Annotated in this window: 13 protein-coding genes; all 13 read left to right on the forward strand. The window is 50.3% G+C overall.

Translation table 11 applies throughout. The features are described from left to right. Window positions 1-151: 151 nt before the first annotated feature. Entirely contained in the window at window positions 152-301 is a 150-nt protein-coding gene (locus D8Y20_RS13735) for a hypothetical protein (protein WP_201265613.1), read from the forward strand. Continuing rightward, complete coding sequence (locus D8Y20_RS09805; protein WP_201265614.1) at window positions 294-1,292, forward strand: YafY family protein; 999 nt, start codon at window positions 294-296, stop codon at window positions 1,290-1,292. The genes D8Y20_RS13735 and D8Y20_RS09805 overlap by 8 nt, the downstream gene beginning before the upstream one ends. Window positions 1,293-1,602: 310 nt before the next feature. Next, window positions 1,603-3,174 carry a bifunctional phosphoribosylaminoimidazolecarboxamide formyltransferase/IMP cyclohydrolase gene (gene purH / locus D8Y20_RS09810; protein WP_121543230.1) on the forward strand — a complete coding sequence of 524 codons (1,572 nt, stop codon included), beginning with the start codon at window positions 1,603-1,605 and terminating at the stop codon, window positions 3,172-3,174. 274 nt (window positions 3,175-3,448) lie between these two features. Beyond that, the gene (locus D8Y20_RS09815; RefSeq protein ID WP_236075386.1) at window positions 3,449-4,009 is read left to right on the forward strand and encodes a helix-turn-helix transcriptional regulator; all 561 of its coding nucleotides are present in this window, start codon (window positions 3,449-3,451) and stop codon (window positions 4,007-4,009) included. 5 nt (window positions 4,010-4,014) lie between these two features. Further along, window positions 4,015-6,147, forward strand: coding sequence for a hydrogenase 4 subunit B (hyfB, locus tag D8Y20_RS09820; RefSeq protein WP_121543232.1), 2,133 nt, complete (start codon window positions 4,015-4,017; stop codon window positions 6,145-6,147). Between the two features lie 22 nt (window positions 6,148-6,169). Next, a complete protein-coding gene (gene hyfB / locus D8Y20_RS09825) occupies window positions 6,170-8,182 on the forward strand; it encodes a hydrogenase 4 subunit B (RefSeq protein WP_121543234.1) in 2,013 nt (670 codons plus the stop codon). Next, window positions 8,179-9,126, forward strand: coding sequence for a respiratory chain complex I subunit 1 family protein (locus D8Y20_RS09830; RefSeq protein WP_121543236.1), 948 nt, complete (start codon window positions 8,179-8,181; stop codon window positions 9,124-9,126). Before hyfB (D8Y20_RS09825) ends, D8Y20_RS09830 begins: the two co-directional genes overlap by 4 nt. Next, the gene (locus D8Y20_RS09835) at window positions 9,123-9,800 is read left to right on the forward strand and encodes a formate hydrogenlyase (protein WP_121543238.1); all 678 of its coding nucleotides are present in this window, start codon (window positions 9,123-9,125) and stop codon (window positions 9,798-9,800) included. Before D8Y20_RS09830 ends, D8Y20_RS09835 begins: the two co-directional genes overlap by 4 nt. Next, the gene (locus tag D8Y20_RS09840; protein ID WP_121543240.1) at window positions 9,797-11,278 is read left to right on the forward strand and encodes a hydrogenase 4 subunit F; all 1,482 of its coding nucleotides are present in this window, start codon (window positions 9,797-9,799) and stop codon (window positions 11,276-11,278) included. The genes D8Y20_RS09835 and D8Y20_RS09840 overlap by 4 nt, the downstream gene beginning before the upstream one ends. Then, complete coding sequence (locus tag D8Y20_RS09845; protein WP_121543242.1) at window positions 11,275-12,867, forward strand: NADH-quinone oxidoreductase subunit C; 1,593 nt, start codon at window positions 11,275-11,277, stop codon at window positions 12,865-12,867. The genes D8Y20_RS09840 and D8Y20_RS09845 overlap by 4 nt, the downstream gene beginning before the upstream one ends. Continuing rightward, on the forward strand, window positions 12,864-13,373 hold the full coding sequence (locus D8Y20_RS09850) for an NADH-quinone oxidoreductase subunit B family protein (RefSeq protein WP_121543244.1): 510 nt from the start codon (window positions 12,864-12,866) through the stop codon (window positions 13,371-13,373). The genes D8Y20_RS09845 and D8Y20_RS09850 overlap by 4 nt, the downstream gene beginning before the upstream one ends. A 337-nt stretch (window positions 13,374-13,710) precedes the next feature. Continuing rightward, window positions 13,711-14,994, forward strand: a complete 1,284-nt coding sequence (gene purD, locus D8Y20_RS09855; RefSeq protein ID WP_121543247.1) for a phosphoribosylamine--glycine ligase — start codon at window positions 13,711-13,713, stop codon at window positions 14,992-14,994. Between the two features lie 321 nt (window positions 14,995-15,315). After that, window positions 15,316-15,789, forward strand: a complete 474-nt coding sequence (gene purE, locus D8Y20_RS09860; RefSeq protein ID WP_121543249.1) for a 5-(carboxyamino)imidazole ribonucleotide mutase — start codon at window positions 15,316-15,318, stop codon at window positions 15,787-15,789. Window positions 15,790-15,791 lie beyond the last annotated feature (2 nt).

The following is a 15,791-nucleotide window of genomic DNA, read 5'->3' on the forward strand; positions in this document are numbered from 1 at the left end:
ATGCCCAATTGGCATGGATGCAGGCAGCCAGTGCTGATCCTGAAAAAAGGCAGGAGATTTCCGATCATCTGCTGGAATACTGCAAGCTGGATACGCTGGCGATGGTGAAGATTGTCGATGCCTTACTGCAAAGAGTTCCCCATGCCTAAAAATGAAAACTATCAACGTAGGAACGATTCGCCCCGGTGATTTGAAAGTCAGGGAAAAGAGCCTGCCACCAACTCAGGTGCAGAAGTCACCCAAAGACTATGATCGTAAGCGGATGAAAGAGAATGCCCTGAAGGAGATAAATGATGAATGATACATTGATGCGTCAGTGGGATATGCTTCATTTGATTCCACGTCATCCATCCAAGATATCTACAACTGATTTGGTGCAGCGCTTATCTGCTGAAGGGTTTAATACAACTGCTCGAACGATTCAGCGCGATTTGACCAAGCTGTCCGCCACATTTCCTCTTATCTGTGATGACAGAGATAAGCCTTATGGCTGGTCATGGAGGCGCGGCTCTGATGTGATGGATGTGCCTGGAATGGACACGCATACAGCGCTGGCTTTTTATCTGGCAAAAAAATATCTGGGAACGATGTTACCAAGAGAGTCATTGAAACACCTTCAACCGCATTTTGACATGGCAGGAAAGGTACTGAATGCGATTCCAACCGATACTGGCATACCGGTTTGGCGTAATAAAATACGGGTGCTCCGTCGTGGCCAATTTCTCACACCTCCTACCGTTCAGGTTGAAGTTCAGGGGACGGTATATGATGCACTGCTGTTGAATAGGAAAATCAGGGTTTCATATTGCGGACGGAATGATAGCAGTGCGAAAGAGCATGAGTTGAACCCTCTCGGGATCATTTTGAAGGATGGTCTGATTTATCTGGTATGTACCTACTGGGATTATGAGGAAATTAAACTGCTACCTTTGCATCGGATGAAAACAGCTCAACGGCTGGATGTTCCATGCCAGATTCCAGGTGGTTTTAATTTGGATGAATACATCGATTCAGGAGAGCTGGATTTTGCCATAGGTGAAACTATCAAGCTGAAAGTTCTATTTTCAAGTGATGCTGCTTTCCATCTTGGAGAACGCTCTTTATCTGATGACCAGACAGTTATTGAACACAGTGATGGGAGAATGAAGATAACTGCCTCTGTACAGGATACATCTGAACTACGTTGGTGGCTCTTAGGTTTTGGTGACAATGTTGAGGTATTGGAACCTAAGAGTTTACGGGATAATTTCCGGGATATCGTGATCGGCATGACTGAGAATTATACTGACTGAAGAAAAAAACTTCCGAAACAGTTAGCTGTTAGTTTATCTTAGCTATGGTGAAATACTATTTCTCTGTGAGATGGGGTGATGTGAAAGAGGTTACGGTATTGCTGAGATCATGGATGCAGTAAACAAAGAAATGCTGAATCATGTGAATGTGAGCATCAAGTTCTTCGCCGAGTAGAAAATAAGAACGTTGCCTTCTGATTTGGGGGGTGAAGCGGCTGTTGCTTTGAATCTGTTTTGTCTGCTTTCAGTTGCCAACAAATGAGCAACAGGTAGCTTGCCGCTCCCTTTTATATCTATCTGGAGTGACCGAATGAGTTCTATCCCCGCGACATCAATTAAACAGGCACTAATTAGTGTGTCAGACAAAACCAACGTGGAAGCTTTTGCCAGAGCTCTGGTAGAGCGAGGTGTGAATATTTTATCAACCGGCGGTACTGCCAAGTTGTTGCGTGCTGCAGGTATTGAATGCCGTGATGTGTCTGATTACACCGGTTTCCCTGAAATGATGGATGGTCGTGTGAAAACACTGAACCCTAAAGTGCATGGCGGTATCCTGGCGCGTCGTGATAATGATGGGGATCTGGCCTCCATGGCAGAGCATGGCATTGAGCAAATTGATCTGGTTTGTGTGAACTTGTATCCATTCCGCGAAGCTGTGGCCAAAGAAGGCTGCACTGTGGATGATGCGATTGAAAATATCGATATCGGTGGCCCTTGCATGGTGCGAGCCTCTGCCAAGAACCATAAGTTTGTAACGATTGTGGTTGACCCTGCTGATTATGATGTGGTTATTAATGCGATGGATACGAATGCTTTAAGTGAAGGTGTACGTCGTGCGCTGGCGACCAAGGCATTTGCGCATACAGCAGCCTATGATGGCGCAATTGCCAATCATTTCTCAGCTCTGAACCCGGATAGCTCCAAGCGTAAGTTCCCTGATATTTTCACGCGTCAGTTTATCAAGACACCTGACACATTGCGCTACGGTGAAAACCCGCATCAGGATGGTGCTTTTTACGCTGATATCGAAGATGAAGGTTTGTCATTGGCTGATTGTGAAGTATTGCAGGGTAAAGCGATGTCTTACAATAATATCGCGGATGCTGATGCTGCCTTTGCACTGGTGCGCGATTTGAATGAAGAAGCTGTTGTGATCGTTAAGCATGCCAACCCATGTGGTGTGGCGATGGGTTGTGGTACGCAGGCCGAGATCTATGAGCGTGCACGTGCAGCTGATTCAGTATCTGCTTTTGGTGGTATTGCAGCGTTTAATCGTGAACTCACAGCGGAGACCGCGAAATTGATTGCGCAAACGTTTATGGAAGTTGTGATTGCGCCCGGTTTTACAGATGAAGCGCGTGCAATATTGAAAGAACGCAAAAACCTGCGCCTGCTGTTTGCTCCGTCCATTGAAGCGGTTACCGGCGGTTTGGAATTCAAACGTGTGAGTGGTGGTCTGTTAGTGCAGGAACGTGATGCACACATTCTTGATCGTGATGCTTGTACCGTGGTGACCAAGCGTGCGCCAACAGAAGCTGAATGGAACGATATGTTGTTTGCATGGTCTGTTGCTAAACATGTGAAATCCAATGCTATTGTCTTTGTCAAAGAGGGGGTGACCTTAGGTGTTGGAGCGGGACAGATGAACCGCGTGAGCTCTACCCGTATCGCAGCACATCATGGTGGTGATTCCATTCAGGGGTCAGCTGTTGCATCGGATGCGTTTTTCCCGTTCCGTGATGGTGTCGATGCCTTAGCTGATGCAGGTGCAAAAGCAGTGATTCAGCCGGGTGGTTCGATCCGTGATGATGAAGTGATTGCAGCAGCCAATGAACATGGCTTGGCAATGATTTTCACTGGTATTCGTCACTTTAAACACTGATGATTATTCAGTTTGATGACTTCGAAAAAGTCATCATCCTGTTTGAACGATAAAAGGATTTTAATATTTGATTCATTAGGGGCTCATGCGATGGCTGCATCGTTCGTGCTGTCCGGAGCGGATCTCCTCCTCCCTCCCTTTTGATTCCTTCGGGCAACTGTTTCTCCCTAGAGAACATATTTCAGGCTCCGGTTTATACCGGGGCCTTTTTTATGTGCCTGTTTTCCATGTTACTGTCCCAAGTGTTCATAATAGTTGACGAGTGTTCGTTATAATGAATACAATTCAAACCATGGTGAATGTGGCGGAACGTATAAAGTTGTTACGGAAAGAACAGGGTTTAAGTCTGCGGGCGTTGGCAGATGCTGCGGGTGTGAGTCCTGCAACGTTGTCGCAAATTGAGTCAGGACAAGCATCACCTTCTGTTGCTACATTGGAAAAGTTGGCTGATGGATTGGGTAGAACAGTGGCTGCCTTTTTTCTCGATAGAGTAGAAGACACCGATGTTGAGATTTTTGCGCTCGACGAACGTACCGCTGTACCGCTCAAGGGTGGCAGTAGCTTTGTACCGCTGACGGCACAACACCGGCCAGCCGGTTTTGAGCCCATGCTTGTGCATCTGGAACCGGCCGGGAAACTCGATGAATCGCTATACGGTATTAACAGTGCGCAGGTGTTCGTCTGGGCGCGTCGGGGCCGTGCCGTGCTGGAACACAATGGCAGCGAGTACGAGGTGCATGAAACCCAGTCGGTTTATTATGATGCGCGCAAGCCGCACAACTGGCGTAATCCCTTTGAAGAATGCTGTGAACTGCTGATGGTACGCTCCCGGTGAGCAGTATGCTGTCGCTCAATGCGGCACTGGCTGCATGTGTATTTTGCACATTGGCAACCATGATTCCTGTATGCTGTTCCAGAAGCTGCCTGCAGCGCACTCTGCTTTGCCTGCTTCTGGCTATTACAGGGCTGCTCGCCTGTATGGCTGGTCTTGCTGGCCTGCTTGTCGGCGGCGGTGAATTCACGCTGCCCCTCGGGTTGCCGTGGTTACCCATGCATTTGCGTATCGATGCGTTATCATCATTCTTCCTGTTGCTCATAGGATCACTGTTACTGCCGGTAGCCATTTACTCTCAGGGCTATCTGCGCGGGATGGCAAACATCGCGCCGCTGACAGTATTTATGCCGTTGTTCGTACTCGGCATGCTTGGCGTGGTGCTCTCGGATGATGCCTTCACGTTTATGCTGTTCTGGGAAATAATGAGTGTGTCCTCTTACTTCCTTGTAACCTTCGAACATCAGCATGTTGAAAACCGTAAAGCCGGTTATATTTATCTGTTGATGGCACATCTGGCCGGTCTGCTAATTCTAGGAAGCTTTGCAATTCTCTATGCTGCCAGCGGATCGTTTGAATTTGCAGCTATGCGTGAAGCGGTTATCTCACCACTATGGGCTGCGATTGCCTTTTTACTGGCAGGCGTTGGTTTTGGTACCAAGGCTGGTATGGTTCCCATGCACGGCTGGTTGCCGGAGGCGCATCCGGTCGCGCCAAGCAATGTATCGGCGCTGATGAGCGGCATCATGCTCAAAGTCGCTATCTTCGGTTTTATCCGTGTGGTTTGGGATTTGATGGGGCCGGGCGACTTCCAGTGGTGGTGGGGAATGCTGGTACTGGCTGCAGGCTCCGGCTCGGCAGTGACCGGCGTATTGCTGGCTTTGCAACAGAATGATCTGAAGCGGTTGCTTGCTTATTCTTCGATTGAAAACATAGGCATTATCCTGATTGGTCTGGGACTGGGTATGTTGTTGGCCCGCTTCGAATACCCGATGTTGTCTGCGCTGGCGTTAATCGGTGCCCTCTATCACGCCATCAACCATGCACTGTTCAAGGGTCTGCTGTTCATGGGCGCTGGCGCAGTACTGCACAGCACAGGCACGAGAAATATGGAGGTCATGGGCGGACTGATTCATCGTATGCCATGGACTGCTGCGCTATTTTTGGTGGCCTGTATCGCTATTGCCGGGCTGCCGCCATTCAACGGTTTTGTCTCCGAATGGCTTATTTTCCAATCAGCACTGATGGCGCCGCAACTCGGTGGCACGATGCTCTCCACCATGATTCCGTTTTCTGCCGCTATGCTGGCACTGGCCGGCGCACTGGCAGCCGCCTGTTTTGTCAAAGCCTTCGGTGTGGTATTTCTCGGTCGTAGCCGCAGCGAAGCAGCAAGCCATGCTCATGAGGTGGATCACTGGATGAAACTGGGTATGGCTATTCCGGCACTGCTCTGTCTGTTGCTCGGCTTGTCTCCGGTGCTGGTCATTCCTGTGCTGGATGCTATTCCCCAGCTACTGCTGCATACCTCGTTGTCCGATTCTGTGCATGCACACGGCTGGTTATGGCTGACGCCAGTAGGCACAGGGCGCGCTTCGTACTCTGCTCCGATCATATTGGCCGGTATGCTGCTACTCGGTGGGCTGACGTTCTGGTTATTGCATCCCAAAGGCAGAACCATACGCCGCAGTGTTATGTGGAGTTGCGGCAACCCGCATCTGAATGCACGCATGCAGTACAATGCCACTGCCTTCACGCAGCCCTTGCGGCGTATATTTTCAGGCATCTATCAGCCCGAAGAACAGACCCATATCGCCAGACCATTCCACACACTACTGACGCAACAGGTTCGTTATATCGTGCATATTCAGGATATGATGGTTCAGAGGCTGTATCAGCCGGTAGCGGATTATGTGTTATCGCTGGCAAAACGACTGGATCGCCTGCACCAACAGGATATCCGTGCCTATCTGGCCTATACTTTTTATACCATTCTGTTTCTGCTAGCGCTGCTATCCATCAAACAGTCTATTGCTGCTTACCATTTTGTGCCCCTGACCCAGGGCAATGCCTTAAGCACACAGTTATCCGTTACGCAGCCTCGTCTGCCTGTAGCAGGACTGGTCACAGGATTGGCAGTATGATGATCAGCAAGGAGAGAATGCAATGAACACCGCTATCATGCTCGCGTTGGCTGCATGCAGTACGGCTCTGGTTGCAGCACTGGCACCACTGATTCTGCGACAACCGGTTGCCCAGCGTACAGGCTTGAGCCTGCTGCTCGCCGTCACAGGCTTGCTGGCCATGATCGCCGGCATTTACGGGCTGGTACTGGGCGGTGACGCACTGATCTTGCCATTGGGATTGCCCTGGCTGCCTATGCATGTGCGTCTGGATGCGCTCGCTTCCTTCTTTTGCCTGGTCATTGGCTCACTGCTATTCCCCGTGGCAATCTATTCACAGGGTTACCTGCGAGATGAACCCCGTTTAACACCGCTGGCTATCTTCATGCCTTTGTTTGTTCTGGGTATGCTGGGCGTTGTGCTCTCCGATGATGCGTTCACCTTCATGTTATTCTGGGAACTGATGAGCGTATCATCCTACTTTCTCGTGACATTCAAGCATGAAAATCTGGAAAACAGAAAAGCAGGCTATATTTATTTGGTGATGGCCCATCTGGCGGGCCTGTTGATTCTCGGTAGTTTTGCTGTGCTCTACGCCGCAGCCGGATCATTTGAATTTAGCGCCATGCGAGACGCGACTATATCACCATTTTGGGCTTCGGCAGCATTTCTGCTCGCTGGCTTCGGCTTTGGTACCAAGGCCGGTGTCGTTCCATTGCACGGCTGGTTGCCGGAGGCGCATCCGGTGGCACCATCCAATGTATCGGCACTGATGAGCGGTATTATGCTCAAGGTCGCTATTTTCGGCTTTATCCGGGTCTGTTGGGACTTGATGGGGCCGGGTGATTTTCAGTGGTGGTGGGGCGCACTGGTGCTAGCTGCCGGCTCCTCATCAGCGATAACCGGTGTATTGATGGCCTTACAGCAGCATGATCTAAAACGTTTGCTGGCCTACCACTCAATAGAAAACATCGGTATTATCCTGATTGGTCTCGGGCTTAGCATGCTGTTGGCCCATTTCGGGCATCCGATGCTGGCTGCGCTGGGACTGGTTGCAGCGCTGTACCACACAATCAACCATGCCCTGTTCAAAGGCCTGTTGTTTATGGGAGCAGGTGCCGTATTGCACAGTACAGGTACGCGCGACATGGAATCCATGGGTGGCCTGATTCATCGTATGCCGTGGACGGCGGCTCTGTTTCTGGTGGCGTGCCTTTCGATATCGGCATTGCCACCATTCAATGGTTTTGTTTCGGAATGGCTGACTTTTCAGACGGCACTGATGGCGCCACAGCTGGGCGGGGCGCTGCTCACCGCCATTGTTCCTTTCTCGGCGGCCATGCTGGCTCTGGCCGGGGCTCTGGCGGCCACCTGTTTTGTTAAGGTGTTCGGCGTCGTATTTCTTGGCCATGCGCGCACTGAAGTGGCGGCATCGGCCCATGAAGTCGATAACTGGATGAAAGTGGGCATGGCTATTCCAGCGGTGTTTTGCCTGTTGCTCGGATTGTTACCGGTGCTGTTTATTCCGTTAATGGATAGCGTGCCGGAATTGCTGCTGCATGCTTCTCTGGCAGGTTCTATCCATGCACATGGCTGGTTGTGGCTGACACCGATTGATATTGCACACAGTTCCTACTCCGCGCCCATTGTTCTGATTGGTATGCTGGTACTCGGCGGTTTGGCGTTCTGGCTGTTGCATCCCAAAGGAAGAACCATTCGCCGCAGTGTCATGTGGAGCTGCGGCAACCCGCATGTGAATGCGCGCATGCAGTATAATGCGACCAGTTTTTCACAACCACTACGCCGCATTTTTGCCGGTATTTATCGCCCTGAAGAAGATCTGAATATTGAGCGAAGCCGTCATAAGCTGCTGGCTGATAATGTGCGTTATGCGGTGCATATCGGTGATATGGCAGTGCAATATCTCTATCAACCTATTGGCAAGCTGACGCTATATGCCGCAAAATTGCTCCAGCATGAGCATCAGCGCGGCATTCACGCTTATCTGGCTTACACGTTTATTACGATCCTGTTTCTGTTGGCGGTGTATATATGAGTTCGGCTTCTGTTCAAATCATTCAAGCGGTGATGTTGCTGCTATTTGCGCCCTTGGCGGCCGGCTTCGTTTCGACCTGCAAGGCTCGCCTGCAAAACCGTAGAGGTGCAGGGGTGCTGCAACCCTGGCGCAACCTGCGCAAGCTGTTTAAAAAGGAAGTGGTGATGGCGCACCACGCATCATGGGTCTTCCGTTTTGCACCCTATATTGTATTCACTGCCACGCTCATGGCCGCCAGTGTGGTACCGGCTCTGCTGGTGGATACCCCCTTGTCGCTGACAGCCGATGTGATTGCGCTGGTAGCACTGTTGGCACTGGCTCGTTTTTTTCTGGCTTTGGCTGGTATGGATATCGGCACGGCCTTCGGCGGCATGGGAGCAAGCCGTGAAATGACATTCTCGGCGTTGGCTGAGCCGGCCATGCTGATGAGTATCTTTGTGCTGTCGTTATCTGCACACAGCACCAATTTGACGACCATGATTACCCATACCCTTAACTCACCATTTGCCCTGCATCCATCGCTGGCCTTCGCCATGGTCGCTATGGTGATGATCGCTGTGGCGGAAAATGGGCGTATTCCGATTGATAACCCGACTACGCATCTGGAACTAACCATGATCCATGAGGCGATGATTCTTGAATATTCCGGCCGACATCTGGCGTTGCTGGAGTGGGCAGCCATGGTAAAACTACTACTTTTCTCTACCCTGATTGTGGATCTGTTCATACCGTGGGGGATGACAGCACAGGCAGACCTGACCGGGGTGGTAATTGCACTGGGCCTGTGGGTGGTGAAAGTGGCGGGACTGTTGTTTGTCTTGGCTGTGTTTGAAACAAGTATGGCCAAGCTACGCTTGTTTGAAGTGCCTGAATATCTGAGTGGCGCTTTTGTGATTTCGTTTCTGGGGCTGCTCTCCTATTATATGCTGGAGGTGGGCGCATGAGTGCCGCACTCGTTCAGCAATTGGTTGATGGCTTCGCAGCCCTGATGTTACTCACATCCTTTGCCCTGCTTGCCCAGCACCGTATGTTATCCGTACTACACTGGTTTGCCGGTCAGGGGCTATTGCTGGCCGCCACTGCCGCTATCGTTGCTTACGGTACCGATAATGAGGAGCTGTATATTTCAGCCCTCATGGCCCTGCTTCTGAAGGGTATGCTTTTACCCTGGTTGTTGAGGCGGGTCATTCGTCAGTTACATGTACATCGTGAAGTTGAACCGCTGATGAACGGCTCCCTAACTATGCTGGTGGCGCTTGGCGTCACCCTGTTTTCATTTCACATTATTCAGCCGATTGAAAAAACATCGCTGCTAATGACGCGAGACTCGATGGCGATTGCTACCGCCTGTGTGCTGCTTGGTATGCTGATGATGATTACACGCAAAAAAGCCATCACTCAGGTGATTGGCTTTCTGGCCGTGGAAAACGCCCTGTTTTTTGCTGCTATCGGTGCCACCAATGGTATGCCATTGGTCGTGGAAATAGGTATCGCCTTTGATGTACTGATAGCCGCACTGATTTTCGGGCTGTTCTTTTTCCAGATACGCACCACCTTTGATTCGCTGGAAGTGGATACGATGAATGCACACCTGATCCACAAGGATGATGACGAATGAATCTGTTTCTCGCCACTTTGCTCTCTCCGCTGTTGGGCGGTCTGCTGCTGGCCCTGATCAACAATCCTCGTCTGGCCGCTCGGCTCAATGTTGTAACAGGCATATCCACCTTTATATTTAGTGTTCTGCTGGCATTGGAAGTGCTTGGTGTGAAATCGGTAGACGCCATGGACGGCTGGTTCCATCTGGATGCTTATAATGTATTTTTAGTGGTGCTTACCGCCTTTGTTGGCATGACCACTACCATTTTTTCCGGCCCTTATATGCGACATGAACTGGAAAACGGGCGGGTCGATGTGATGCGTCTACGTCTGTACCACAGCATGTTTCAACTGTTCCAGTTCGGCATGCTGCTCGGATTTACCACCAATAATATCGGTGTGCTATGGGTATCGCTGGAGCTGGCTACGCTGGCAACTGTATTATTGGTATCGCTGTACCGTACGCCAGCCTCGATTGCTGCGGCATGGAAGTACTTCATCCTGTGTGGCATGGGCATCGCCCTGGCCCTGTTCGGTACAGTACTGGTATTTTTCACCTCATCAGCGGTGCTGGGGCATGGCAATGAAGCATTGAATTGGACAGCTCTATACGCTCATGCCGCCCAGCTGGATCCGGCCGTCATGAGTATTGCATTCTGTTTTCTGATGGTGGGTTACGGCACGAAAGTGGGGTTGGCGCCGATGCATGCGTGGCTGCCGGACGCGCATGGTGAAGGCCCAACACCGGTATCGGCTGTGCTCTCAGGCCTGTTGCTGAACCTGGCCCTGTATGCGCTAGTGCGTTGTAAAATGCTGGTGGATGGCTCAACCGGTACAGAAATGGCGGGCCATATCATGATGGGCTTCGGTCTGTTGTCACTGGCAGTCTCTGCTCTGTCCCTGCATAAACAGCGGGATATCAAGCGTATGTTTTCCTTTTCATCTATTGAACATATGGCGTTAATGACCTTTGCCTTCGGTATCGGTACCTCTTTGGCTACCTTTGCTGCATTGCTGCATATGACCGTGCATTCACTGGTGAAATCGGCCATTTTCTTTACCGTCGGGCATGCTGCTCAGGCAATGGGTACGCAGAAGGTGGCCGAAATCCGTGGCCTGATTCGTCATCATCCCGGCATTGGCTGGGGCCTGCTGGTCGGCGTGGCCGCTATTGCAGGCTTTCCTCCGTTCGGTGTATTTACCAGTGAATTCCTGATCTTTACTGCCGCGCTCGAATCTTACCCGTGGACAACCGTACCGCTGTTATTGGGGCTGCTGGTAGCTATGGCCGGTCTGTTCCGCTTTGTGCAACCGATGGTCTATGGTGAAACGCCGGACTATGCCAAACATGTGCATGTGAATATGACACCGGTCTATATCCATCTGTCGCTGGCACTGTTATTGGGTCTGGCTATTCCGGGCTTTCTAGCTGACTGGTATCATCAGGCAGCTACGCTGATTACCATGGCTGCAACGGCAGCAGGAGGTGGTGCATGAAGCATCTGGTAAACACCTGGTTTGCCGAACAGCTGAGTGAGCATGGTATGTACACCAATTACCTGGCTGATCATCATCCTAAACAAATGCCCTGCCTGGAAATTCGTTTTATTGATTGGGAAAAGGCGGCGGAAACAGCGCGTCGACTGGAGATGCGGCTGGTGGCTGTATGGGCTACCGAAGGCGGTTTTCATGAACAGGATGAGGGTACATACGTCTATATGTCTTTTGCTCACCCTGAGCATCGGCATGCGCTTGTACGTACCCTGCTGGGCAAGACACGCCGTGAAATTCCGTCCATCAGCAAGCATTATATTGCAGCCTCCCGCATGGAGCGACATATACAGGACATGTTCGGCATTGAGGTGACGAACACTCCTGATGAGCGGCGCTGGATCAAACATGAGCACTGGCCTGAATATGCCTACCCGTTGCTGCGCTCTTTTGACCGGAATACCCGCATGGAGCGGGCGGAGGGAGAATATCCGTTTGTACAAAGTGATAGCGAAGGCGTTTACGAAATTCCGGTAGGTCCTGTGCATGCGGGCATTATCGAGCCCGGTCAGTTTCGCTTTCTGGCTGTCGGTGAACAGATTTTGAACATGGAACAGCGTTTGGGTTTTGTGCATAAAGGTATAGAAAAATCTATGCAAGGACGCACTGCTGAACAGGGTGTACGGCTGGCTGCACGCGTTTCCGGTGATTCCACTGTTGGGCATGCTTGGGCCTTTGCCCAGGCCTGTGAATATGCTGCTGATATCAGGGTGTCTAAACGGACTAGTTATCTGCGCGGTGTTTTGTGCGAACGGGAACGCATGGTGAATCATATCGGTGATATAGGCGCTATCTGCAATGATGCCGCCTTTTCTTTCATGCACAATCAGTGTCTGCGACTGCGTGAGGATATGGCGCGCCAACATGCTCGTCTGTTCGGGCATCGACTGATGATGGACACCATTACCCCTGGCGGCGTGACGATCGATCTGAGCCAGCAGGAAAGTAGCGAACTGATTGATGATACCCGTCAGTTGGCTGCCGAGGTAGAGCATCTACGCACCATTTATGCAGATAACCCGTCGATTCAGGAACGGGTTATAGGCTCGGGGTCTGTGAGTATTAGTGATGCCCGCGATATCGGGCTACTCGGTTATGCCGGACGCGCATCGGGTGACTATCCGGACGAACGCATCGAAGAAGCTTACCCGCCTTATGATGATTTGGATGTGAATGTTCCACAGGGTAAACTTGGTGATGTGGCGACCCGCGTGTGGGTACGTTTTGAAGAGATATCTGATTCGGCGCGTATGATTATCCAGTTATTGGAAAACCTTCCCGAAGGAGATATCCAGACTCAATGGCATGCGCCTGAAGCGGGTGTTTCCGGTTTTTCTGCCATTGAAGCATGGCGCGGTGAGATAGCTTGCTGGCTACGTTTTGGTGAAAATGGTGTTATTGATCGCTATTTCGTGCGCGATCCATCTGTAATCAACTGGCTGGGGCTGGAACTGGCAGTGCGTGAAGTGCCTGTGCCCGATTTTCCACTCAATAATAAATCCTTTAACTGCTCCTATTCGGGTAACGACGTATGATGAGAATTCTGAAACAGCTGGTCAAAGTAGGTACGATCACCGAGCCACTGGGCGATGCAAATAACGATATTGAACAGGTTGGTGAGAAGCTTGAGCCGATTATCCGCAAACGCTTTGCCGGTTCACTGGCCATTCGCGCAGTTGATGCCGGATCCTGCAATGGTTGTGAACTGGAAATTCATGCCGCTAACAATGCCTATTATGATATTGAACGTTTCGGCATCTGTTTTACTGCCAGTCCGCGTTTCGCCGATATGCTGTTGGTGACGGGGCCTGTGACTCGCAATATGGAAACCGCCTTGAAAATGACTTTCGATGCCATGCCGCAACCAGCGCTAGTGGTTGCTATGGGTGATTGCGCCGCCAATTGCGGTGTGTTCGGACGTGATAATTATGCTATTGCAGGTGCGGTGAGTGATATTATTCCCGTTGATGTGATTATCCATGGCTGTCCGCCAACACCGACAGATATTATTCGTGGTATCCTTACAGCGCTTGAATCATAATGTATCTTTGTGCTGATCCGTTGTTGGTATAGCAGGGCTCCCTGCAGGATAATGACATTAAAATCGTTAAAAGCTTTTACCACAGGCTGCACAAAGTAAAGAGAAGACAGATCAATCCTTATTTTTATGCTTCGGCGTGCATCTTTTGATCTCTGTCATGATTCTTTTGCATGCTTTACAGTGAATCATGACGGTGAAAAACAGACCGTTTTAATACGGTTTCCCTCTTCAATAAATGACATATGCTTAATAATTTAAAATATCTTGTTATGGTTCGCCCATCGGGTAAGAGATGCTCTCAGGCATCATCCAGACTGGATAGTAATCAGGAGAAACAATGAAAGTTTTAGTTGTTGGTGGTGGTGGTCGTGAACACGCCTTATGTTGGAAATTAAAACGTTCAGATTCGGTAGGCGAAGTGATCTGTGCGCCGGGAAACCCTGGTATTTCCCGGGAAGCACGCTGTGTGAATATCGCCGCTGATGATATTGTTGGATTGATGGCTTTGGCTACCACGGAAAAACCTGATCTGGTTGTGGTTGGGCCAGAAGTACCATTGGTGGCCGGGCTGGGTAACCAATTGCGTGAAGCCGGCTTTGCTGTGTTTGGTCCTGATAAAGCAGCAGCAAATCTTGAAGGCAGTAAATCATTTTCCAAGCGCTTGATGCATGAAGCGGGTGTGCCGACGGCGCGTTTTGAAGTGCATGTGGATGTCGAAGAGGCGGTGGAGACCATTCGTTCATGGGGTGCTCCGATTGTAATTAAGGCTTCAGGTCTGGCGGCAGGCAAGGGCGTGATTGTTGCTCAGACTGAAAAAGAGGCGATTGCCGCAGCGCGTGATATGTTAGCCGGTAATGCATTCGGTGAGGCTGGTTCACAGGTTATTATTGAAGAGTGTCTTGTGGGTGAAGAGGCCAGTTGTCTGTTCATTGTTTCAGGCGATACCATTTTACCATTGGCATCTTCACAGGATCACAAAGCGCTATTGGACGGTGATAAAGGTCCGAATACTGGTGGTATGGGGGCTTATAGCCCTGCTCCATGTGTGACAGATGCTGTTGCAGATGAAGTGCTGGAAACCATTGCCAAGCCAATTATTGCAGCACTTAAGAAGAAGGGCGCGGAATTTATCGGTATTTTGTATGCTGGCGTGATGTTGACAAAAGATGGTGTGAAAACATTGGAGTTCAATGTGCGTTTCGGTGATCCGGAATGTCAGCCACTGATGAGCCGATTGAAATCTGACCTTGGCGAAGTATTGCTGGCCGCTGCTGAAAAACGGCTTGATGGCGTGGAATTGGAATGGGATGCAGGCACTGCGTTATGCGTGGTTGTTTCTTCTGAAGGTTATCCTGCAGACTTTAAAAAAGGTCAGCCTATTGGTGGTCTGGATGCGGTCGAAGCTTCAGGTGCTACGGTATTCCATGCCGGCACAGCTGAAAAAGATGGTGCTATTGTCAATACTGGTGGACGTGTACTTGGTGTGACAGCAGTAGCTGTGAGTGCAAAAGAAGCACAGCGTAAAGTCTACACGGCACTGGAATCATTGGATTGGCCGGGTGGTTTTTACCGTCGTGATATTGGCTATCGTGCTGTAGCACAGGAAGAGCAAGCTGATTAAAGCAGTGGGTGCTGCTTTAATCAGCGCGATAGTATGTAATAAAAAACAAGCAATGGGTGTTGCTTATGTTGCGCGATAGCTCAAAAAAGAAAAGCAATGGGCGTTGCTTATATGGCGCGATAGGGTGCAATGAAAAGCTAAGCAGTCGGTGCTTATTTCGCGTTTCGCGATTCACCTGATCTTGCGCAAGCCTTGTCACCTTGTCGCAGAGTAAGTGGTGCAGTGAACAAAAAAACATAACGTAACCGGAGAGTAGCATAGGAGGGGAGATCTTTTTCGTCTTTACTTTGCACACCGCGGCGTTGAAATATGAGGTTTAACATGGAAAACATCAAAGTGTTGATTTTGATGGGTAGTAAATCTGATCGCCCCATCATGCAGAAAGCTGAAATAGTGCTGGAAGAGTTCGGTGTGGCGTATAAAACGATGATTCGATCTGCGCACAGGACACCGGAAGCAACAATGCAGGCTGTCATGGATGCAGAAGCAGCCGGTTGTCAGGTGTTTATCTGTGGCGCGGGTATGGCGGCGCATTTGGCTGGCGTAGTTTGTTCGAAAACAGTCAAGCCTGTGATTGGTGTGCCGATCGCATCCGGTCCGCTGCAGGGTGAAGATGCATTGCATGCAACGGTAATGATGCCTCCTGGTTTACCTGTTGCCACTGTAGGCATAAATGGTTCTAAAAACGCAGGTTTGCTGGCTGTGCAAATGTTGGCGCAAACGGATGAGGAATTGAGTGAAAAACTCAAAGCTGACCGTGTTGCACAGGCTGAATCCATTCTCGCAGAAGACTAGTT

The organism is Mariprofundus sp. EBB-1 (genome assembly GCF_003665155.1).
Classification (GTDB): domain Bacteria; phylum Pseudomonadota; class Zetaproteobacteria; order Mariprofundales; family Mariprofundaceae; genus Mariprofundus.

Excerpts from the sequence above, each read along its gene's own strand:
- D8Y20_RS13735 (WP_201265613.1), top strand. The coding sequence starts at position 152 with ATGAAAACTATCAACGTAGGAACGATTCGCCCCGGTGATTTGAAAGTC.
- D8Y20_RS09805 (WP_201265614.1), top strand. The coding sequence starts at position 294 with ATGAATGATACATTGATGCGTCAGTGGGATATGCTTCATTTGATTCCA.
- purH (WP_121543230.1), top strand. The coding sequence starts at position 1,603 with ATGAGTTCTATCCCCGCGACATCAATTAAACAGGCACTAATTAGTGTG.
- D8Y20_RS09815 (WP_236075386.1), top strand. The coding sequence starts at position 3,449 with ATGAATACAATTCAAACCATGGTGAATGTGGCGGAACGTATAAAGTTG.
- hyfB (WP_121543232.1), top strand. The coding sequence starts at position 4,015 with ATGCTGTCGCTCAATGCGGCACTGGCTGCATGTGTATTTTGCACATTG.
- hyfB (WP_121543234.1), top strand. The coding sequence starts at position 6,170 with ATGAACACCGCTATCATGCTCGCGTTGGCTGCATGCAGTACGGCTCTG.
- D8Y20_RS09830 (WP_121543236.1), top strand. The coding sequence starts at position 8,179 with ATGAGTTCGGCTTCTGTTCAAATCATTCAAGCGGTGATGTTGCTGCTA.
- D8Y20_RS09835 (WP_121543238.1), top strand. The coding sequence starts at position 9,123 with ATGAGTGCCGCACTCGTTCAGCAATTGGTTGATGGCTTCGCAGCCCTG.
- D8Y20_RS09840 (WP_121543240.1), top strand. The coding sequence starts at position 9,797 with ATGAATCTGTTTCTCGCCACTTTGCTCTCTCCGCTGTTGGGCGGTCTG.
- D8Y20_RS09845 (WP_121543242.1), top strand. The coding sequence starts at position 11,275 with ATGAAGCATCTGGTAAACACCTGGTTTGCCGAACAGCTGAGTGAGCAT.
- D8Y20_RS09850 (WP_121543244.1), top strand. The coding sequence starts at position 12,864 with ATGATGAGAATTCTGAAACAGCTGGTCAAAGTAGGTACGATCACCGAG.
- purD (WP_121543247.1), top strand. The coding sequence starts at position 13,711 with ATGAAAGTTTTAGTTGTTGGTGGTGGTGGTCGTGAACACGCCTTATGT.
- purE (WP_121543249.1), top strand. The coding sequence starts at position 15,316 with ATGGAAAACATCAAAGTGTTGATTTTGATGGGTAGTAAATCTGATCGC.